Annotated in this window: 13 protein-coding genes and 1 pseudogene; 9 read left to right on the forward strand and 5 right to left on the reverse strand. The window is 64.4% G+C overall.

Features of this window, described 5'->3' with window-relative positions:
* From JaAD80_RS12650 to JaAD80_RS12685, 8 genes and pseudogenes are all read left to right on the forward strand, one after another.
* Window positions 1-319 (forward strand): pilus assembly protein PilP (locus tag JaAD80_RS12650; RefSeq protein WP_180979405.1); only part of this gene is annotated, 319 nt, incomplete at its 5' end.
* Window positions 320-408: 89 nt separating this feature from the next.
* Window positions 409-1,734: pseudogene (locus JaAD80_RS12655) on the forward strand (type IV pilus secretin PilQ); the annotation flags it as partial.
* 112 nt (window positions 1,735-1,846) lie between these two features.
* A complete protein-coding gene (locus JaAD80_RS12660; RefSeq protein ID WP_102294479.1) occupies window positions 1,847-4,033 on the forward strand; it encodes an Ig-like domain-containing protein in 2,187 nt (728 codons plus the stop codon).
* Window positions 4,034-4,132: 99 nt separating this feature from the next.
* A complete protein-coding gene (gene aroKB, locus JaAD80_RS12665) occupies window positions 4,133-5,752 on the forward strand; it encodes a bifunctional shikimate kinase/3-dehydroquinate synthase AroKB (protein WP_374755242.1) in 1,620 nt (539 codons plus the stop codon).
* A gap of 2 nt (window positions 5,753-5,754) precedes the next feature.
* Window positions 5,755-6,891, forward strand: a complete 1,137-nt coding sequence (locus JaAD80_RS12670) for a deoxyguanosinetriphosphate triphosphohydrolase (protein WP_102294481.1) — start codon at window positions 5,755-5,757, stop codon at window positions 6,889-6,891.
* A gap of 838 nt (window positions 6,892-7,729) precedes the next feature.
* A complete protein-coding gene (gene dsrO, locus JaAD80_RS12675) occupies window positions 7,730-8,440 on the forward strand; it encodes a sulfate reduction electron transfer complex DsrMKJOP subunit DsrO (protein ID WP_102294482.1) in 711 nt (236 codons plus the stop codon).
* A 3-nt stretch (window positions 8,441-8,443) separates the two neighbouring features.
* On the forward strand, window positions 8,444-9,556 hold the full coding sequence (nrfD, locus tag JaAD80_RS12680; RefSeq protein WP_102294483.1) for an NrfD/PsrC family molybdoenzyme membrane anchor subunit: 1,113 nt from the start codon (window positions 8,444-8,446) through the stop codon (window positions 9,554-9,556).
* Window positions 9,557-9,566: 10 nt separating this feature from the next.
* The gene (locus JaAD80_RS12685; RefSeq protein ID WP_102294484.1) at window positions 9,567-12,782 is read left to right on the forward strand and encodes a molybdopterin dinucleotide binding domain-containing protein; all 3,216 of its coding nucleotides are present in this window, start codon (window positions 9,567-9,569) and stop codon (window positions 12,780-12,782) included.
* A gap of 69 nt (window positions 12,783-12,851) precedes the next feature.
* On the opposite strand, the gene JaAD80_RS12690 is transcribed toward JaAD80_RS12685, so the two are convergent.
* Genes JaAD80_RS12690 through mutM form a run of 5 tightly spaced genes read right to left on the reverse strand, consistent with a single transcriptional unit; the run spans window position 12,852 to window position 19,224 of the window.
* Window positions 12,852-13,466, reverse strand: coding sequence for a response regulator transcription factor (locus tag JaAD80_RS12690; RefSeq protein WP_102294485.1), 615 nt, complete (start codon window positions 13,464-13,466; stop codon window positions 12,852-12,854).
* Window positions 13,463-15,265 (reverse strand): sensor histidine kinase, encoded by a 1,803-nt coding sequence (locus JaAD80_RS12695; RefSeq protein WP_102294486.1) that lies wholly within the window; start codon window positions 15,263-15,265, stop codon window positions 13,463-13,465. The genes JaAD80_RS12690 and JaAD80_RS12695 overlap by 4 nt, the downstream gene beginning before the upstream one ends.
* The gene (gene mutY, locus JaAD80_RS12700; protein ID WP_258002961.1) at window positions 15,265-16,440 is read right to left on the reverse strand and encodes an A/G-specific adenine glycosylase; all 1,176 of its coding nucleotides are present in this window, start codon (window positions 16,438-16,440) and stop codon (window positions 15,265-15,267) included. The genes JaAD80_RS12695 and mutY overlap by 1 nt, the downstream gene beginning before the upstream one ends.
* A gap of 35 nt (window positions 16,441-16,475) precedes the next feature.
* Window positions 16,476-18,377 carry a dynamin family protein gene (locus JaAD80_RS12705; RefSeq protein ID WP_102294487.1) on the reverse strand — a complete coding sequence of 634 codons (1,902 nt, stop codon included), beginning with the start codon at window positions 18,375-18,377 and terminating at the stop codon, window positions 16,476-16,478.
* Between the two features lie 10 nt (window positions 18,378-18,387).
* Window positions 18,388-19,224 carry a bifunctional DNA-formamidopyrimidine glycosylase/DNA-(apurinic or apyrimidinic site) lyase gene (mutM, locus tag JaAD80_RS12710; protein ID WP_102294488.1) on the reverse strand — a complete coding sequence of 279 codons (837 nt, stop codon included), beginning with the start codon at window positions 19,222-19,224 and terminating at the stop codon, window positions 18,388-18,390.
* A gap of 167 nt (window positions 19,225-19,391) precedes the next feature.
* On the opposite strand from mutM, the gene JaAD80_RS12715 reads away from it, so the two are divergent.
* Window positions 19,392-21,176 carry a tetratricopeptide repeat protein gene (locus JaAD80_RS12715; protein WP_102294536.1) on the forward strand — a complete coding sequence of 595 codons (1,785 nt, stop codon included), beginning with the start codon at window positions 19,392-19,394 and terminating at the stop codon, window positions 21,174-21,176.
* The last annotated feature ends 19 nt before the right edge of the window (window positions 21,177-21,195 follow it).

The raw sequence follows: 21,195 nt of genomic DNA on the forward strand, positions 1-21,195 counted from the left end.
CCTGCGCCGTCCCCGCGAAGCGCTGGAAAGCGTGGCCGTGCCTGCCATGCGCATGGTGGGCAGCGTGCGCCAAGACGGGCGCCTGAGCGCGCTGTTGCTGGCCGGCGAGCGCGTGTACCGCGTGGCCGCCGGCCAGTATCTGGGACCGGACCATGGCCGCGTGACGCAGGTCAGCGAGCAGGCGCTCGAGTACCGGGAAGTGCTGCGCGAACCGGGCGGTGGCTGGCGCGAACGGCGCGGCAGCCTGGCGCTGCAAAAATCGGGTGCCGCCGCCAGGGCCAGCGCGCCGCAGGATGCACCAGCGGAGGAGGCGCCATGAAGCCTTGGGGATGGCTGTGCCTGGTCTTGCTGCAGGGCTTTGCCATGGCCCAGGACGCGGCGGTAGTGCCGGGGCCGGCACCGCGCCTGTATGCCGGCGAGAAAATTTCCGTGGATTTCCAGAGCGTGACGGTGCGCGCCGCCCTGCACATCCTGGCCGATGTATCGGGCCACAACATCATCGCCAGCGACAGCGTGACGGGCACCCTGACCATGCGCCTGCGCGACATGCCGTGGGACCAGGCGCTCGATGTCGTGCTGCAAGCGAAGGGCCTGGACATGCGGCGCACGGGCAATGTGCTGTGGGTTGCGCCGCGCGAGGAAATCCTCGCGCGCGAAAAGCTGGAGCTCGAAACGCGCGCGCAGATCGCGGAGCTGGAACCGCTGCAGTCGGCCATCTTCCAGCTCAATTACCAGAAGGCCGAAGCGTTCCGCACGGTATTTGGCCTCGATGCGGGCGAGGGGCGCAGCCGGCTGCTGTCGCGGCGTGGCAGCGTGCTGATCGAGCCGCGCACGAACCAGCTGTTCGTCAGCGACGTGCCGGCGCGCCTGGAGCAGATCCGCCTGCTGATCGCCAGGACGGATATCGCCACGCGGCAAGTCATGATCGAGGCGCGCATCGTCGAGGCGAACGACAGTTTCAGCCGCAACCTGGGCGCGCGTCTGGGTTTTACGGACCAGCGCCTGGCGGCGGGCCAGCTGCCCGGTTTTTCCCTCGGTGGCAGCGGGCGCCGCGCGGCCGTCGGCGGCAGCTACCAGGGCGTGGGCGAGGCGACGGGGCAGGCGGTGGCCGGTGCCGGCGCCTTCGTGCCGAACTCGCAATTCGTCAACTTGCCGGCCGCCAGCATCAATGGCTTGCAGCCGGCCAGTTTCGCCCTGAGCCTGTTTTCGGCGGCCGCCAACCGGTTTTTAAACCTGGAACTGTCCGCGCTGGAAGCGGACGGCAAGGGCAAGATCATTTCCAGTCCCCGCGTGGTGACGGCGGACAAGGTGCTGGCGCTGATCGAGCAAGGCATTGAATTGCCCTACCAGGTGGCCACCAGCAGCGGCGCCACCTCGATCACTTTTCGCAAGGCCAATCTGCGCCTGGAAGTGACGCCGCAGATCACGCCCGACGGCAACGTGGTGCTGGAAGTGGATGTCAACAAGGATAGCGTGGGCCAGGAAACGCGTTCCGGCTTTGCCATCGACACCAAGCACGTGCGCACGCAGGTGATGGTGGAAGATGGCGGCACGGTGGTGCTGGGCGGTATTTATCAGCAGTCCGAACGGGGTACGGACAGCAAGGTGCCATTGCTGGGCGACATCCCCGTGCTCGGTGTTTTTTTTCGCAGTACGGGCCGCAGTCAAGAAAAAACCGAACTGATGGTGTTCATTACGCCGAAAATAGTGGCAGATCGGCCAGCAACACGTTAATGTCACATCTTTACGTTTAAGTAACAATGCAGACGAAAGCGGACTGATGGCGACTATGCGGAATTTTTCATTTGGCAACACTTGTTGGAGTAGGGTATCGAATTGGCTGGCCTTGCTGGCGCTGGGCGCCTTGCTGGCCGCATGTGGCGGCGGTGGCGGCGATCCCACCCTGGACGGCGGCGGCAGTGGCGGCGCGACGGGCGGGGTGGCCGCAACGGTCGGCGTCAGTTTGCTCAATGCGAATGGACAGCCCAGCAATACCGTCAGCGCCAACGCTCCCTTGACTGTCCGGGCGCAAGTGCTCGACAAAAATGGCGCAGGCGTCGCCAATGCACTGGTGGCATTCGGCGTGGATGCCTCGCTGGCCACGCTGGTGCCCGGTACCGCCCTGACCGATGCCAAGGGCATCGCCAGCGTGACCATGCGCCCTGCCAGTAACGCTGCCAGCGGTGCGGGCAAGGTGACAGCCAGCGTGACCACTGCCACGGCTACCATCAGCGGCGAAGCCAACTACCAGATTTCTTCCACCGTGACTTCGAAAGCGAGCATCGGCGTCGCCTTGCTGACAGCTTCCGGCAGCGCCAGCAACGCCTTGTCGAGTTCCGCCCCCTTGACGGCGGTGGCCACCATCAAGGACCAGGACGGCAAGCCGTTGCCGGATGCTTTGGTGGTGTTCGCAACGGACAATGCGCTGGCGATCATGTCGCCTTCGGCCGGCACGACCCTGAGCGATGCCAAGGGCGAGGCGCGCGTGATCCTGCGGCCTGTCAGCCTGGCAGTGGGCGGCGCGGGTACCTTGACCGCGGCCGTCGTCATGAATGGCACGACCTCGACCAGCGCCATTAATTATATCGTGGGTGCAACAACCCTGGCATTTGGCAATATCGTCTTTGAATCGCCTGCGCTGGAGGCGTATGGCTCGACTCAGGTTGCGCTGGACGTGCTGTCTGGCAGCGTGAAATATACGGATCAGAGCCTGGCGGTGAATTTTACTTCTTCCTGCGTGGCAGCCGGCAAGGCCACCTTTGCCTCCGTGGTGCAAACGGCCAACGGCAGCGCGCGTGCGGTCTACCGCGATCTTGGTTGTGGCGTCAACGATGTGATCTCGGCTACTGCCAGTGGTGTCTCGGGCAGCCGCAGCGCAGTGCTACAAATTGCGGCGCCACAAGCGGCATCGATCCAGTTCTATTCAGCTTTGCCGGCAGACAAATCCATCGTCATCAAAGGCGAGGGTGGACTCTTGCGCAGCGAAACGGCCAGCTTGAAATTCCGTGTGTTCGATACCTTCAATAATCCCTTGCCGGGCTTGAAGGTGTCGTTCTCGAAGGCGGATCCGAATGCGGAAGTTGACCTCAATCCCGTGTCCGGCACCACCGATGCCAATGGTGAGGTGACCACCAGCGTCAGTTCCCGCTCCACCCCGTTGTCTTTCCGTATCCGCGCCACGCTCGACGGCAAGGGCGTGTCGACCTTGTCGGACTCCATCGTTGTCTCGACGGGAACGCCAGTGCAGAAAGCGTTCTCGCTGGCCATCAGTGACAGCAACGTCGAAGGCTTGAACGTCGATGCCAACGGCAGCGCGATTTCCGCTTCCGTGACGGTTGCTATGGGTGACAAGTTTGGCAATCCTGTGGCCGATGGCACGCCCGTTGCGTTCCAGAGCAACGTGGGCGTGGTGGGCAGCGCAAGCAAGGGCGGCTGCAACTCAGTCAACGGCGCTTGCTCGGTGGACTTCCGCGCCCAGGAGCCACGCGTACCGACACCGAATACGCCGGCCACCGTCTGCAACGGTCCGCTCGGCAGCAGTGACAGCACCCGTCCTGGCGTCGGCACGATCTGTGCCAGCACCAGCGATGGCAGTGCTGTCCCTATCTTTGCCAAAATCAATTTCTTTATCAGCGGTAGCCGTCCGGCCACGGCTTTCCTGAATGGCGGCGGCGCCTCCTTGCGCACGGATGCGGTGACGGACCTGGGCGTCGTGAGCTGGAATGTGCCGGAAGTCTTTACGTTGCAGATCAATGATGTCAACAATAATCCGATGCCAAGCGGAACAATTGTGGAAGTTGCCAATATCGTGCGTGCCACGAATGGCGGTGTTTCGCCAGCGACCGTGCAAAAGACCTTCCCCAGCGCTTCCAGCCTGCCGCCCATGTATCAGGGGACGAGCCATCTCGTCACGATCACCAGTCCGTCGGGTCAGGCATGTGCTGCCGGTGTGGCGACATTCAATGTCAATATCACCACGCCACATTTACTAACTACCAGCTATCCGTTTAAACTGACGTTCACATGCCAATAATGGAGCCACAGGGCGACAGCAGCAAGACAGGGTTGTCGCCTGAGTGAAATGCAAATAGTGTCCGAAATTTCTAACAGTAATATCTTTCTTGTCGGCCTCATGGGCGCAGGCAAAACCACGATCGGGCGCATCCTGGCCCGCAAGCTGGGCTTGCGCTTTGTCGATTCCGACCACGAAATCGAGGCACGCACGGGAGCGACCATCCCGTGGATCTTTGAAATCGAGGGGGAAGCGAGCTTTCGCCGGCGCGAGGCCGAGGTCATCCGCGACCTGAGCGCCCAGCAAGGCATCGTCATGGCCACCGGCGGCGGCGCCATTCTCAATGCCGACAGCCGCGCCTACCTGAAGGAGCGGGGCACGGTGGTGTACCTGCGCGCCAGCGTCAGCAACATCCTCACGCGCACCAGCCATGACAAGAACCGCCCCCTGCTGCAGACGGCCGACCCGCGCAGGAAGCTGGAAGAATTGACGGCGCAGCGCGAACCCCATTACATGGACGTGGCCGACATTGTGATCGACACGGGCCGTCCTAACGTACAATCGATGGTTCAGACTATCCTGATGCAGCTGGCCAGCCTCGAATGCGAGGCCTCGCCCAACTGCGTCATTCATGCAGAGCCTTCGATGAACGAGCAATCCAAAATGTTGTTGAGCGTAGACCTCGACGAACGCAGCTACCCGATCGCCATCGGTCCCGGCCTGCTGGCCGACGCCGATGCGCTGCTGCGCCATATCAGCGGCCACAAGGTGGCCATCGTCACCAATACCACGGTCGCCCCGCTGTACCTGGGCCGCCTGCAGGCGGCGCTGGCCAGCGATGGCCGCGAAGTGATCAGCATCGTCCTGCCGGACGGCGAAGAATATAAAAACTGGGCCAGCCTGATGCAGATCTTCGACGCGCTGCTGGCCAATAAATGCGACCGCAAGACCACCCTGGTGGCGCTGGGCGGCGGCGTGATCGGCGACCTGACCGGCTATGCGGCAGCGAGCTACATGCGCGGCATCGGCTTCGTGCAGGTGCCCACCACGCTGCTGGCGCAGGTCGATTCCTCCGTCGGCGGCAAGACGGGCATCAACCACCCGCTGGGCAAGAACATGATCGGCGCCTTCTATCAGCCGCGCGCCGTGATCGCCGACACCTCGACCCTGGAAACCCTGCCGGCGCGCGAGCTGTCGGCCGGCCTGGCCGAAGTGATCAAGCATGGCGCCATCATCGACGCTGCCTTCTTCGACTGGATCGAGGCGAACATGCCCAAGCTGATGGCGCGCGACAAGGGCGCGCTCGCGTATGCGATCGCCCGCTCGTGCGAAATCAAGGCTGACGTGGTGCGCCAGGACGAGCGCGAAGGCGGCTTGCGTGCCATCCTGAATTTCGGTCACACCTTCGGCCACGCCATCGAGGCCGGCCTGGGCTATGGCCACTGGCTGCACGGCGAAGCCGTCGGCTGCGGCATGGTGATGGCGGCCGACCTGTCTTGCCGCATGGGCTATATCGACCAGGCTGCCGTCGAGCGCGTGCGCGCGCTGGTAGCCGCCGCCGGCCTGCCCGTGAAAGCGCCGGACCTCGGCGTGGCGCGCTGGCTGGAGCTGATGGAAGTGGACAAGAAGAATGAGGGCGGGGCCATCAAGTTCATCCTCTTGAAACCGTTGGGCAGCCCATGCATCACGGCCGCGCCGCACGAACTGGTGCTGGCCACCCTGGCCGCCGGAGTGCAATAGCCATGACGCCTGAAGACTTCCTTGCCCCCTACGCGGCCCACTCGGCACAGGGCCAGGGACGTCGCTTTGATGAAGCGGCACACGCGTCGCGCAGCCAGTTCCAGCGCGACCGCGACCGCATCATCCATTCCTCGGCCTTCCGCCGCCTTGAATACAAGACCCAGGTCTTCCTCAATCACGAGGGAGATTTGTTCCGCACGCGCCTGACGCACAGCCTGGAAGTGGCGCAGGTGGGGCGTTCGATCGCGCGCAACCTGCGTTTGAACGAAGACCTGGTGGAAGCCATCGCGCTGGCGCATGACCTGGGCCACACGCCGTTCGGCCACGTGGGCCAGGACGTGCTCAATGAATGCATGCGCGAGCACGGCGGCTTCGAGCACAACCTGCAAAGCCTGCGCGTGGTCGATACGCTGGAAGAGCACTACGGCGCCTTCGATGGCCTGAACCTGATGTTCGAGACGCGCGAGGGCATCTTGAAACACTGCTCGCTGGCGCACGCGCGCGAACTGGGCCCCGTGGCCCAGCGCTTCATCGACCGTACGCAGCCGACGCTGGAAGCGCAGCTGACCAACCTGGCCGACGAAATCGCCTACAACAGCCACGATATCGACGATGGCCTGCGTTCCGGCCTGATCACTATCGCCCAGCTGGAAGAAGTCGAGTTCTTTGGCCGCCTGTGGCGCGACGTGCAGCAGGCGTTTCCCGGCCTGTCAGGCCGGCGCGCCATCTACGAAACCCTGCGCCGCCTGATCACGGCCCTGGCCGACGACCTGATCGTCACCTCGACGCAGCTGCTCGCCGACGCCGCCCCGCGCGATGTCAACGAAGTGCGCGCCAGTGCCCCGCTGATCCGTTTTTCGGACGCCATGCGCAAGGATGCCACGGATCTGAAACGCTTTTTACGCGCGAACCTGTACCGCCACTACCAGGTCAACCGCATGCGCGTAAAGGCCAGCCGCATCGTGCGCGAACTGTATGACAGCTTCGTGGCCGAACCGGCCCTGCTGCCGCCCGATTATCAGATCAATGGCGATGAAGTGACGAAGCAGGCGCGCAAGATCGCCGACTACATCGCCGGCATGACGGACCGCTACGCGATCCGCGAACACCGCAGGCTGTATTCTCTGGATGAATTCTAGGTCGGATTAGCGCAGCGTAATCCGGCATGTCTGCGCGATACCACCACACTCCGTGCCAACAAGGTTGTCGGGTTACGCGCCGGCGCGCTAACCCGACCTGCCACTGCAAGTGGTCATGCGCAGTCTGATGTAGGTCGGATTAGCGCAGCGTAATCCGACATGCCTGCGCGATACCACCGCACTCCGTGCCAACAGGGTTGTCGGGTTACGCGCCGGCGCGCTAACCCGACCTACCACTGCAAGTGGTGATGCGAAGTCTGATGTAGGCCGGATTAGCGCAGCGTAATCCGGCATGCCTGCGCGATACCACCACACTCCGTGCCAACAGGGTTGTCGGGTTACGCGCCGGCGCGCTAACCCGACCTACCACTGCAAGTGGTGATGCGAAGTCTGATGTAGGCCGGATTAGCGCAGCGTAATCCGACATGTCTGCGCGATACCACCACACTCCGTGCCAACAGGGTTGTCGGGTTACGCGCTGGCGCGCTAACCGACCTGCCACTGCAAGTGGTCATGCGCAGTCTGATGTAGGTCGCATTAGCGCAGCGTAATCCGACATGTCTGCGCAATACCACCACATTCCGTGCCAACAAGGTTGTCGGGTTACGCGCCGGCGCGCTAACCCGACCTACCACTGCAAGTGGTCATGCGGAGTCTGATGCAGGCCGTAATCCGACAACATCGTTGGCGCAGCCCCGTTACTCCGCATTGTCCATCCTGTCAATTGGCATGATCATCTAGGTCTCCACCCGATCACCCCAATACCCGCGCGTCACCTTCTTTTCTATCATGGCAGCAAGTCAACAAGGGCTTGCCGCCCATCGTCAAGGAGAGTGTCATGATTGAATCGCGCCGCAGTTTTTTGCGCGCCTTGCCCGCCATTACCGTCGGGGCGGCCGTCGCGCCGCTGCCCGGTAAAGCGGCCACCAAAGGCGAGGGCGGCCAGCGCTGGGCGATGGTGGTCGATGTGCAGAAGTGCATCGGCTGCCAGGCGTGCACCGTCTCCTGCATCATGGAAAACGCCGCGCCGGAGAACAGCTTCCGCACCGTCGTCTCCACCTATGAAGTCAAGGAAGAGAACCGCTGCGGCACCTACATGCTGCCGCGCCTGTGCAACCACTGCGCCAATCCCCCCTGCATTCCCGTCTGCCCCGTGGGTGCGACCTTCCAGCGCAAGGATGGCGTCGTCGTCGTCGATGGCGACCGCTGCGTGGGCTGCGCCTACTGCGTGCAGGCCTGTCCCTACGACGCGCGCTTCATCAACCACGAGACGGGCAAGGCCGACAAATGCACGTTCTGCGCGCACCGCGTCGACGAAGGCTTGCTGCCGGCCTGCGTGGAAACCTGCGTGGGCGGTGCGCGCATCTTCGGCGACCTGAATGATCCGGAAAGCATGGTGCACCAGCTGCTCAGCGAGAACAAGGTGAAGGTGCTCAAACCCGAGCAGGGAACCCAGCCCCACGTGTTTTACCTGGGACTGGACACGCGTTTCGCCGGCCATGTCGAGGGCGAAGCGACTCTTTGGCAACCGAGCAAACACGGGAAATAAACCATGGACAGCCACATCACCGAAATTCTCAACGTCACGCGCGAAGCGGCATGGCTGCCGTGGGCGGTGCAGTATTTTTTCCTCATCGGCCTCAGTTACGGCAGCTTCATGCTGACCCTGCCGTACTTCGTTTTCGGCCGCAAGGCGTATGAACGCCTGGGACGTATCGCGCTGCTGGCGTCCCTCGTCTGCGGCATGACGGCGCCCGTGGCGCTGCTGGCCGACCTGCACGGGCCGGGGCGCTTCTACCATTTCTACATTTATTTCCAGCCGCAGTCGTGGATGTCGTGGGGCTCGTTCTTCATTCCCCTCTACCTCGGTTGCCTGATGTTGTACGCGTGGCTGGCGCTGCGCGTGGACTTCGCCACGCGGGGGCAGGGCAAGGACCGCCTGGCCTTCGCCTACCGCCTGCTGGGACGCGGTGGCGCCGCCTCGCGCAAGGCCATCGTCAGTGCTGCCGCCTTCACCTTGCTGGCCGCCTTTGTCGTGGGCCTGTACACGGGCATGGAAGTGATGGTGGTGCGCGCCCGTCCCCTGTGGTTTACGCCCTTCCTGCCGGCGCAATTTGCTGCCACGGCATTCGTGGGAGCGGTGGGCCTGGCGCTGCTGTTCAACCGCTTCCTGCCGGGCCGCGAGCAGGCGCTGGAAGTATCGCTGAACCGCGCGCTGGCCCTGTCGCTGGCGCTGGTGCTGGCCCTGGGCGGCGGCTGGCTGTTCGTCAGTCTCTCTGGCGTGAGCGCCAGCCACAGCATGGCGTTCACGCAGGTGGCCGGCATGCCGCAATGGCAGCTCACGGCTGTGTGGGCCGTGCTGTCGTCCATCGTGCCGATGGCGCTGGCCATCTGGCGCCCGGCCACCAGTGGCCTGGTCAACGGCCTGATCGCGCTGCACAGCGCCTGGATGATGCGCTGGACGATTTTTATCGGTGGCCAGACGATCCCGAAGACGGGGGCCGGCCTGTATGACTACCACCTGCCGATGGGGAACGATGGTTTGCTGGGGATCATCGGCACTGCCGGCCTGTGGCTCGCGCTACTGTTGCTGATGCTGGAATTTTTGCCATGGGCCGGACGCGCTATTGCGATGCGCAGCCGTCCCGCCATGGCCACGCACTAAGGAGAGAATCATGAACGATCACATCACACCAGAACCGCAAGAAGACCGCAGCGCCGAGGAAGAAAAGCGCCGCAAGCTGCTGCGCTACGGCGCCATCGGCGGCGGCCTGGCCGCCTTTGCCGCCAGCTTTTCCACCACGGCCGGCCGCATGGTCGACCATGCGCTGGGCAAGGACAAGCCTGTGCAGAAACTGCATGGCAATTCCCTGCAGCCCGAGTTTTCCGTCGATACGGACACGGGCAAGCTGACGCTCAATCCGGACCAGCAAGTGAGCTACACCATGTGCATGGGCTGCACCACCTTTTGCGGCGTGCGCGTGCGCCTGGATAAAAAAAGCGGCAAGGTGCTGCGCGTGGCGGGCAACCCGTACAGCCCCCTGTCGGCCGATCCTGCGCTGCCATATCAAACCTCGATACGCGACAGTTTTGTGTCGCTGTCGCGCTTCCAGGAAAAGGGCTTGAAGGGCCGCTCGACGGCTTGCGGCCGCGGCAACGGCGTGCTGGAACAGATGGAGTCGCCGTTCCGCGTGCTGGCGCCCATGAAGCGCGTGGGTCCGCGCGGCGGCGGCCAGTGGGAACCGATCGCCTTTGACCAGCTGGTCAAGGAAGTCACAGAGGGCGGCGACCTGTTTGGCGAGGGCCATGTGCAGGGACTGCGCGCCTTGCGCGAGCTGGAAAAACCGATCGATCCGGCACAGCCGGAACTGGGCCCGCAAGTCAATCAGGTGGGCCTGATGTGCAGCACCGACGATGGCCGCCTGGCGTTCGGCACGCGCTTTTTCAAGCAGTCGTACGGCAGCCTGAACCTGGTCAACCACGGCTCGTATTGCGGTGGCGCCTACCGCAGCGGTTCGGGCGCCATGTTCGGCGACATGAAGAAAATGCCGCACGCGAAAGTGGACCTGGAAAACACGGAGTTCTGCATCTTTGTCGGCACGGCGCCGGGCAATGCGGGCAACCCGTTCAAGCGCCAGGGCACCCTGATCGCCAAGGCCCGCTCCGGCAAGCGCGAATTCAGCTATGTGGTGGTCGACCCCGTGCTGACGAATGCGGACAGCCTGGCGGCGGGCGATCGTAGCCGCTGGGTGCCGATCAAGCCGGGCACGGACGGCGCGCTGGCCATGGCCATGATCCGCTGGATCATCGAGCACGAACGCTATGACCGCCACTTCCTCGCGCAGCCGAACCTGAAGGTGGCGGAAGCGGCGGGCGAGGCCGCCTGGTGCAACGCCACGCATCTGATCATCAGCCAGAAAGGCCATCCGCGCGATGGCCGCTACCTGCGCGCGTCCGACATCGGCGCGGTGGAACTGCCGGAAGAAGAGCGCTACAAGGATGGCGACGCATTTTGCGTGATCGACGCCGCCACACAGGCGATTGTGCCGCACACTGCGGCCAAGGGCGAGGCGCGCCTGTTCTTCGACGGCCCGCTGGACGTGGCCGGCGCGCCGCTGCACCTGAAGACGGCCATGACGATGCTCAACGAAGAAGCGCAGCGCCACAGCATGGAAGAGTATTCGGCCGCCTGCGGTATCGGGCGCGACATCATCGAAGGCCTGGCGCAGGAACTCACCAGCCATGGCAAGCGCGCGGCCGTCAATGCGCACGGCGGCATGATGTCGGGCGCGGGCTTTTATAACGCGTACGCGCTGGTCATGCTCAATACCCTGATCGGCAATTTGAACCGCAAGGGCGGCACCCTCGTCAACGGCGGCAGCTTCAAGGATGCGGGCCCCGGCCCGCGCTACAACCTCGAGAGTTTTGACGGCGAGATCAAGGCGGCCGGCATGCCGATCGGACGCAATGTGCCGTACGAGAAAACTTCGGAATTCAAGCTGAAGAAAGAAGCGGGCAAGGCGTATCCGGCCAGGGCGCCGTGGTATCCGAACGCGCCCGCGCTGGCCACTGAATGGCTGACCAGCGCCATGAACGGCTACCCATACACCTTGAAGGCGCTGATACTGTGGAGCTGCAATCCCGTGTACGGCATCACGGGATTGCGCGCGCAGATCGGCAAGGAACTGGCCGATCCGAAGAAGATTCCCCTGATCGTCGCCATCGACCCCTTCATCAATGAAAGCTCGGCCTTTGCCGATTATCTGCTGCCCGACACCTTGCTGTACGAAAGCTGGGGCTGGGCCGGCGCCTGGGGCGGCATGCCCGTCAAAATGAGCACGGCGCGCTGGCCCGTGGTCGAGCCGCGCGTGCAAAAAACGCCGGAAGGCCAGACCATCTGCATGGAATCGTTCTTCATCGCGCTGGCCAAAACGATGGCCTTGCCCGGCTTCGGCCCCGGAGCCTTGCAGGACATGGACGGCCAGCGCTTCCCCCTGCAGCGGGCGGAAGACTGGTATCTGCGCGGTGGCGCCAACATCGCCTGGCAGGGCAAGACGGCCGTGCCGGAGGCGAGCGACGACGACATCGAGCTGTCCGGCGTGGCGCGCATCCGCCCCGAACTGGAACGCACCTTGAAGCCGGAAGAGTGGCGCAAGGTAGCCTTCATGCTGGCGCGGGGAGGGCGCTACCAGAGCTATGGCGAAATGTTCGGCCTGCGCCTGCCGCCGCCCGCGAACCCCAAGGCGCCGGTTGCTCCCGTGCCGGTGATGGACGAGAAGCCGTATCCGCAGGACTGGTCCACGCACCGTTATTTAAAACCCATGATGCTGTACAACGAGGGCCTGGGCGTGAGCAAGAATAGCCTGAGCGGCAAGCGTTTTTCCGGCACGCCCGCGTGGCGAGTCGCGGCGTTTGCCGACGGCACGCCTGTGCGTAAAACCTATCCCGTCAGCGAGTGGCCGTTCGAGTTGATCAGCTATAAATCGGCGCTGCAAAACTCGTACAGCATCGGCGCGCGGCGTTTGCGCGGCATCCATCCGGACAATCCCGTCGCCGTGCACCCCGACGATGCGGCCCGCTTGAAGCTGAAAAATGGCGATGAAATTGTTTTGGAAACGCCCGGCGGCAAGGCCAGGGCCACGGTGATGCTGCGCCATGGTGTGCAGCGCGGCGTGATCGCCGTCGAACACGGTTTCGGCCACAAGGAACACGGCGCGCGCGCCCACCGCATCGGCAAGCTGCGCCAGCCCGATGAACCAGCCATCGGCGCCGGCATCAATTTGAACGACCTGGGTTTGACGGATCCTAGCCGCGGCGACAAGAACGTGTTTGTCGATCCCGTGTCGGGCACGTCGGTGCGGCAGGGACTGCCGGCGCGGATTATTCGCTGAGAAGCATGTTCGAACCTTTTACCCCAAGGTCGTAAAGGCTGGGGTCAGACCCGGCGGGTCTGACCCCGGTTAAATCTCCCCACCCGCCATGAGCAGCCGGGCCACCTCGGCTGCCGAATGCAGGCCCAGTTTTTCCATCGTGTTGTGGCGGTGCACCTGCACCGTCTTGTCGCTGATGCCCAGTTCGCGGGCGATGACTTTCGATGCCTTGCCTTCGGCCATCAAGAGCGCCACTTCGCGTTCGCGCGCGGTGAGCCTGGCCAGTGCCGATTGCGCCGTATTCGCGCTGGCGGCGCTGCGGCTTTCTGCCACGCTGCGGGCCACGGCGCGCGTGACGGCGTCCAGCAACACCTGGTCCTTGCAAGGCTTCTCCAGGAAATCGCAGGCGCCCGCCTTCATCGTCTGCACGGCCATGGCCAGGTCGCCGTGACCGCTGAGGAAAATCACGGGCAGCGCGATGGCGTGCCGCGACAGCTCCTGTTGCAGCTCCAGCCCGCTCATCAGAGGCATGCGCACGTCGAGCAGCAAGCAGCCGGGCGCATGGCCCGCGTAGCGCTGCAGGAAGTCGCGCGCCGATTCAAACGTTTCCACTTGCCAGCCGGCCGAATCGAACAGATAGGCCAGCGAGCGGCGCATGGCGGCGTCGTCGTCGACGACAAAGATGATCGCATCGCTTTCGTTCATGGTGTGTCCTCTTGTATGTCTGTGGGTGCCGCCATGCCCGTCTCTTCGGGCAGGCGGAACCAGACCGTCAAGCCTGGCGCATCGGCGTTGGCGTGCGCCGACAGGCTGCCGCCGAACGACTCGATGATGCTTTTGCTGAGCGACATGCCCAGGCCCAGGCCTTCGGCTTTGGTGGTGAAAAACGGTTCGAACAATCGCGCCATCTGCGCCGCCTCCAGGCCGCAGCCGGCGTCGCGCACGGCCACCGTGCAGGCGCCGTTTTCACGGTGCAGCAGCACGCCGATGGGGTGTGCGGGATTGTCGCTTTCCACCTGTGCATCGAGCGCATTTTTCAGCAGATTGAGCAGCACCTGCTGCACTTGCTGCGGGTCGGCCAGCACGCGTGCGTCAGGACTGGCGCTATCGTGGCGCCAGCTGATATTCGCTTGCGGATGGGCCGCGCGGAACAGGGCCACGGCTTGCTCCACGGCGCCGGCCAGGGCGAAGCCGGTGCTGTGCGCGGGACGCTTTTGCGCCATCGCGCGAATGTGCCGGATGATGGCGCCCGCGCGCTCGCTTTGCGTGGCGATTTCCTGCGCGCCGTCGAGCAGTGGCGCCGCCTCCATGCGCCCGGCCGTGATGCGGCGCGCCATGCCGCGCGCGAAATTGCCGATGGCCGCCAGCGGCTGGTTCAATTCGTGCGCGATGGCGCTGGCCATCTCGCCCAAAATCGCCAGGCGCGCCGTGTGGTCAAGCGTGGCCTGGCGCTGGCGTGCCTGCTCTTCCAGCGCGCGCTGCTGGTGCTGGGCCGCACGCAGCTGCTCCGTGCGCCGGCTGACCAGGTATTCCACGCGCACCGTGTGCACGGCCCAGGCAACGAGCAGGGCCAGCACCAGTAGCATCCAGCCCCAGTAGCGGCGCAGCGCCGTCTCGAACGTCAGCTTGTCCAGGTAGGCGTAGGGGCCGATGCGCAGGTCGCGGAACAGTTCATCGACGATCTGGTAATCGCTGGGCACCGTCCAGCTATAGCCCTCGCTGGTGCGCGGCATGGCCAGCAGGGCCTGCGCCACTTTTTTGGCCAGCGCGGGCGGCGTCTGGCGCAGGGCCACGAAGGGCCAGTCCGGATACAGCCGCGATGACGTGGCGCAGCGGAAGCCGGGTATCGGGCGCGTGGTGATGACGCGCAGTGCATCGGCCTGCACCTCGCCGCGCGCCACCATCTGTTCGAGCAAACAGGTGCGCACGATGCCCGCATCCATGCGCCCGTCGCGCACGGCGTCGATGATCTGCTGCGAGGGAAAGCCGCTGTAGCGCAGGCTGGCAAAATCGTGCGTGGGATCGACGCCCGCTTCGCGCAGTTCGCGCGCGGCGATCTGGTAGCCGCCAAACGCGTCTGGCGCCACGGCCATCACGTTCCTGCCTGCCAGGTCGGCCAGGTCGTGCAGGGGCGATGCGCTGCGCACGACGATGGCCGAGCCGATGGCCTGGCGCGGCGAATCCGTCCACGGCGATTCCAGGGTGGCGATGCGGCTGGCGCCATCGCTGTGTTCGAGCGCCACGTAATGGCCGCTGCTGGTGATGGCAAAGCCAATCGCTTGCGACTGCACGGCGCGCGTCAGGCCGGCCTGGTCGTAGTCTGCGAGGATGAAACGGATGCCGGGGATGCTGGCCTGCAGGTGGCGCGTCACATATGACCAGTCCTGCTGCACGGCGTCGCCGCCCTTGTAGGCCAGCACGCCGATGCGGACCTCTGGCAGTGCGTCATCCGCTTGCGCGCCATGCAGGCAAAGCGCCGCCAGCGCGAACAGTAAAAAGCGCACTAGAACATGCTGCGCTGCGCCGAACGCGCATCGCCGAACAGGTCCAGCAGCAGTTTCTTGATGGGCGCCGGCAGCGGCGCGTCCGCGATCTTCGCGCCGTCGTACCAGACGTGCGTCGCTTCCCCGGCCAGCGCCAGGCGTCGCGCCAGGGTGATGCGGCAGGGGACGATATGCAGCTTGTAGTGCGTGAAGACGTGCACGATGGGCAGCAGCCGCTCCTGCGTTTCGATTGTGCCGAACGGCGCCACGGCGCGCGCCAGCGCCTGCTGGTCGATGTCGCGTGGAGAGTCTGCATCGGCCAGCACGTGGCCGTCGAGTTCGGGCAAGGACAGCAGGCCGCCCCAGATGCCCGAGCCGGGACGCTGCTCCAGCAGCACCTGGCCATTGTCGATGACGACGAGCATGACGGCGTGTTTTTCCGGGCTGGTTTTTTTGGGTTTGCGCACAGGTAAGTCTTTAACCCGATGGGTGGCGTAGGCCACGCAGCGCGGCTGCAACGGGCAGCGGCCGCAATCGGGGCTGCTGCGCGTGCACAGGGTGGCGCCGAAGTCCATCAAGCCCTGCGTGTAGGCTTCGATACCGGTTTCAGGCAGCAGCGCTTCGGCGCGGCGCCACATGGCTTCCTCGACCCGTTTTTCGCCCGGATAGGCGTCGATGCCGAAGGTGCGCGCGAATACGCGCTTGACGTTGCCGTCCATGATGGCCGCCCGCGTGCCGCTGGAAAACGCGGAGATGGCGGCCGCCGTCGAGCGGCCGATGCCGGGCAGGTCGGCCAGCAGGGCGGGGTCGCTGGGGAACACGCCATCGTATTCGGCCACCACGCGCTGCGCGCACTTGTGCAGGTTGCGCGCCCGCGTGTAGTAGCCAAGGCCGCTCCACTGTGCCATCACGTCTTCGACCGGCGCGCTAGCGAGGTCGCGCAGGGTAGGGAAGCGCTCGAGGAAGCGCGCGTAGTAGCCGAGTACCGCCGTGACCTGCGTTTGCTGCAGCATGATTTCGGACAGCCAGATCAGGTAGGCGTCGCGCGTGTTTTGCCATGGCAGCGCGTGGCGGCCATGCTGCTTTTGCCAAGCGATGACGGTGGCGGAAAAAGTCGGGTCGATGTAATTTTCAAATGCGTTATCAAACTGAGTTGCGCCCGTGGCGGGCGAGAGCGGATGCAGCAGACGTTTCATGCAGGGGTTCCAGTGTTCTGTTGTTTATGTTGCGCTCAGCTTGCGCTGGCGGCGCGCAAGGTGGCCAGCAATTGCGCCAATTGCGCCTTGTCGCGTTCGAGCGCCGCCAGGCTGGCCTCGAAGCCGGCGATTTTCTGTTCCAGGCTGCCCGTGGCGTCATGGATGCGCTGGATCGAGGCAAAGCGCAGTTTCAGCTGTTCCTTGTACTCGACGATCTGCGCTTCGAGCGGCGCCATGATGACTTTCAGCCAGGCACTGGCGTCATCGTTGGCGGCCGTGAAACTGCGGCGCACGCGCGAGGCGATGGTATCGAAGAATTTTTCCATCAGCACGACGCGGCTGGTGGTGAGCAGGGTCGCTGTGCCGAACTGCTTGTGATACACGGCTTCGATATCGGCGATTTCCTGGCGGTAGCGGGCCAGCGAAAACGGCATGGGCAAGGCCAGCGCCAGGCCATGTTCGGTGGCGAATTTGCGGTACATCACGTTCATCATTTCCGTGATCTCGGCCGTCTTGCCTTCCGAGCGGTCCAGGTTCTGGCCGATGCGTTCAAAGTACTGGCGCACGGCTTCGCGCAAGCCCGTGAAAAAGCGGCTGCGCTGCATGGCCGCGCGCACGCCATCGATATCGTCGCGCACGATGTCCATGCCCAGGCTCGTGTACAGCTCCGTCGACAGGCGGGTGAATACGGCGCGTGTGGCCTGCAGTTTGAACAGGCTGCTGTCGAATTCCTTCTTTTCGATATCCACGCGGCGCATCATGTGCGCGATCACGCTCTGGTTCTTGCCGCGCAGGCTGTGCAACTCGTGCAGCTGTTCGGCGATGCCGCGCGCGCGCGCCGCCGCCTGCACCTGCTGCGCCGCTTCGATGGCGTCCAGGTCGAACGCCAGCTGGTGCCGGATGATGTCCTTGCGCGCGGGGATCAGGCCCTCGAACAGCGCCGTTTCCAGCGCCTGCAGGCGGCTCTTTTCCAGCAGCGCCGCATCGTGGTTGATCTTGCCTACCAGGGCCTTTTGCGCGGAGACGGGAAACACCTGGCTGGCATCCAATGCCAACAGATGTGCCACGCTGGCCTGCTGGCGTTCAATGGCTTGCGTCACCTCGGCATCGCCGCGCAATTCATCCCACATGCTGTCGATCTTGTTGAGCACCACCAGGCGCCCTGCGCCGGCGCCGATATGGTTGCGCCATACCTCGATGTCGCTGCGCGTGACGCCCGTGTCGGCCGCCAGGATGAACAGCACCGCATGCGCGTTCGGGATCAGGTTCAGGGTCAGTTCCGGCTCCGTGCCGATGGCGTTCAGGCCCGGCGTGTCGAGGATGACCAGGCCCTGTTTCAGCAGCGGATGAGGGAAGTTGATGATGGCGTGGCGCCACATCGAGATTTCCACCTGGCCGTCGTCGTCCAGCATCGAGGGCGCGTCCGCATCGTCGGCGTCGTACAGGCCGTAGCGGGCCGCTTCTTCCTGGCTGACTTTCTTGGTCAGGCTGACCTGGCGCAGCGCTTCCTGCATGTCGCCGCCCGCCTCGATGTTCAGCGGCAGGACGCTCCAGGCGGCGGGCAACTCGCGGTAGTCGCTGGTCGACAGGTTCTGCGCGCGCGTCTCGATGGGCAGCAGGCGGATCGATGGCGGCCAGGCAGCGTCGTACAGCAGTTCGGTGGGGCACATGGTGGTGCGGCCGGCGCCCGAGGGCAGGATGCGCTGGCCGTAGTCGGCAAAGAAGATGGCGTTGATCAGTTCGGATTTGCCGCGCGAGAATTCCGCCACGAAGGCGACAGAGAGACGGTCGTCCAGCAGGCGGGAACCACAGCGCGCCAGGCGCAGCGCGGAGGCGCCGTCGACCAGGCCCGCCGCGCCAGCGGCTTGCCGGTAAGCCTGCAAGGCGGCCTGCACGTCCTGGCGCCATGCGCTGTATTGTTCCAAGTCTCTGACCATCAGGTCCCCTTTATTTTTGACAGTTCACGCAGTAGAACGTGGAACGCTGTCCCTGCACGATTTGCCGGATCGGCGCGCCGCACACGCGGCATGGCTTGCCCGCGCGGTTGTACGTGAAATACGTCTGCTGGAAATAGCCGGATTGGCCATTGACGCCGATGAAGTCGCGCAGGGTGCTGCCGCCTTGCACGATGGCTTCTGCCAGCACGTCGCGGATCGCCTGCGCCAGTTTCTCATAGCGCGCCAGGCCGATGCGGCGGGCAGGCGTCTTCGGGTTGATCCCCGCGCGGAACAGGCTTTCGGAACAATAGATATTGCCCACGCCGACGACGATGTCGCCCGCCATCAGCACCTGCTTGATGTTGGTGTTCTTGTTGCGCGTTTTCTCGAACAGCAGCTGGCCCGTGAAGCCGCCTTCCAGCGGTTCCGTGCCCAGGCCGCGCAGCAGTACGTGGCTGTCGAGCGGGCCGTCAGCCTCGTCGTGCCACAGCACGGCGCCGAAACGGCGCGGGTCCGTCATGCGCAGCACGTGCTGCGCGCCGTCGGCGTCGTCCACGATCAGGTCGAAATGGTCGTGCTTTTGCGCCTGCGTTCCCGGTGGCAGCACGCGCAAATGGCCCGACATGCCCAGGTGGATGATCAGGGTGCCATGGCGGAAGTGGATCAGCAGGTATTTGCCGCGCCGCCCCGTCAGGCCGATGGTCTGGCCGGACAGCTGTTCGCCCAGGGCAGGGGGAAAGGGCCAGCGCAGGCCATCGCGGCGCAGCACGACGGAGCGCACGGCGCGCCCTTCGAGATGGGGCGCGACACCGCGCCGTGTGACTTCGACTTCTGGCAATTCTGGCATAGGGCTCGAATGGTTGAAAACCGGGTAAAAAACAGGCGCGTCGCTGGCCGGTGGCTGGCCCGGACACATTGCGCAGCCATGACGTATATATTTCGTTACATACGTGAAGTACGCGATGTACGGGTTGGGCGTAGAATCAAACTTTGCCGTTCAGCCAGGATCAGCCTTTGAAAAACGCTTTCGCCATTGTAACCTTGTCCGCCCTGATGGCTACGCATGCCATGGCGCAGACGCCTGCCGCCCCTGCCGATGCCGCGGCCAGCCCTTCTGTGGCCAGTTCGCCGCAGGCGCCGGAAGCCGTGTCCAAGGATGGGGACAGCGGCGACAAGCTGCCCAAGGTCGAGTTGAGCAGCGACCTGCTGTACAAGCTGACCCGCGCGGAAATGGAATTCAAGAGCGGCCAGTGGCAGGGGCCGTACGTGACGATGATGGTGGCGGCGCAGCAGACGCGCGACCCGCGCCTGGCGCGCCGCGCTTCCGAAATGGCGCTGGCCGCCAAGCAGGGCGGCGAAGCGCTGGCCGCCATCCGCCTGTGGCGCGAGCTGGCGCCCGATTCCGACGAGGCGACGCAGTTTTTCCTCGGCTTTGTCGTCCTGACGGACAAGATCGACGAAGCAGAGCCGATTTTCGCCCAGCGCCTGGCCAATGCGCCGCAGGGCGCGCGCGGCGTGGCCCTGTTCCAGATGCAGCAGATCCTGGCGCGTTCGAATGACAAGCTGTATGCCTATTCCATGCTCACGCGCCTGGTGGAACCTTACCTGGACATGTTCGAAGCGCACCTGGTGCTGGCGCAGGGCGCCCTGTCGATCGACGAGCGTGACCGCGCCATCCGCGAAGCGAACAAGGCGCTGGCCATCAAGCCCAATTCCGAGCTGGCCGCGCTGACCCTGGCGCAGGTGACGGGCGAGCCCGAGGCGGCAAACAAGGTGCTGGTCGCGTTTTTGCAAAAGAATCCCGATGCCGTCGAAGTGCGCGCCGCCTATGCGCGCCTGCTGGTCGAGCAAAAGCAGCTCGAAGCGGCGCGCGACCAGTTCCTGCTGCTGCTGAAAAGCCAGCCTGACAACGTCGGCGGCCTGTATGCGCTGGGGATCGTGGCGCTGCAGCTGGAAGACACCAAGGGCGCGGAGCAGTATTTCAAGCGCTTCCTGGCCGTGCTGGATAAAAACCCCGGCGACACGCGCGATCCGTTCAAGGCCCTGATGATACTGTCGCAGATCGCCGAGACGCGCGGCGACATGGCCGGCGCCATCGCCTGGCTGGACAAGGTCGACAGCAGCGCTTCGGCCGGCTATGTCGATGCGCGTCTGCGCCGCGCCCAGCTGATCGCCCGTGGCGGCAATCTCGATGCGGCGCGCAAGGCATTGACGGAAATCGAGACCTCCGATCCGGCGGTCCAGGCGCAGGTGCTGCTGGTCGATGCGCAATTCCTGCGCGACGCGAACTATCTGCAAAGCGCATTTACGGTGCTGGAAAACGCCTTGCTGCGCTTCCCGAACAACCCCGAGCTGCTGTACGACTACGCCTTGCTGGCCGAACGCCTGGATAAAATGGACCTGATGGAGGCCAGCCTGCGCCGCGTGATGGCGCTGGCACCCGACAACCAGCACGCCTACAACGCGCTTGGCTACTCGCTGGCCGAGCGGGGCATCCGCCTGCCGGAAGCGCACGCCCTGATCGAGAAGGCGCTGCAGATGGCGCCAGGCGACCCGTTCATCATGGACAGCATGGGCTGGGTGCAATTCCGCATGGGTAACCTGGCCGCCGCAGAAACGGCCCTGCGCCGCGCCTACGCCGTGCGCAGCGACCCGGAAATCGCCGTCCACCTGGGCGAAGTGCTGTGGCAGAAGGGCGACAAGGACGAAGCGCAAAAGCTGTGGCGCGAAGCACGCAGCAAGGACCCGAAAAACGACGCGCTGAAAAGCACCCTGGCGCGCTTGAATGTCAGTTTGTGATTGTTAACCCAAGGGCAAA

This window comes from Janthinobacterium sp. AD80 (assembly GCF_002878455.1).
In the GTDB taxonomy this organism is placed as follows: domain Bacteria; phylum Pseudomonadota; class Gammaproteobacteria; order Burkholderiales; family Burkholderiaceae_D; genus Janthinobacterium.

Coding starts and splice junctions, on each gene's coding strand:
- aroKB (WP_374755242.1), top strand. CDS start 4,133: ATGGGCGCAGGCAAAACCACGATCGGGCGCATCCTGGCCCGCAAGCTG.
- JaAD80_RS12670 (WP_102294481.1), top strand. CDS start 5,755: ATGACGCCTGAAGACTTCCTTGCCCCCTACGCGGCCCACTCGGCACAG.
- dsrO (WP_102294482.1), top strand. CDS start 7,730: ATGATTGAATCGCGCCGCAGTTTTTTGCGCGCCTTGCCCGCCATTACC.
- nrfD (WP_102294483.1), top strand. CDS start 8,444: ATGGACAGCCACATCACCGAAATTCTCAACGTCACGCGCGAAGCGGCA.
- JaAD80_RS12685 (WP_102294484.1), top strand. CDS start 9,567: ATGAACGATCACATCACACCAGAACCGCAAGAAGACCGCAGCGCCGAG.
- JaAD80_RS12690 (WP_102294485.1), bottom strand. CDS start 13,466: ATGAACGAAAGCGATGCGATCATCTTTGTCGTCGACGACGACGCCGCC.
- mutY (WP_258002961.1), bottom strand. CDS start 16,440: ATGAAACGTCTGCTGCATCCGCTCTCGCCCGCCACGGGCGCAACTCAG.
- JaAD80_RS12705 (WP_102294487.1), bottom strand. CDS start 18,377: ATGGTCAGAGACTTGGAACAATACAGCGCATGGCGCCAGGACGTGCAG.
- mutM (WP_102294488.1), bottom strand. CDS start 19,224: ATGCCAGAATTGCCAGAAGTCGAAGTCACACGGCGCGGTGTCGCGCCC.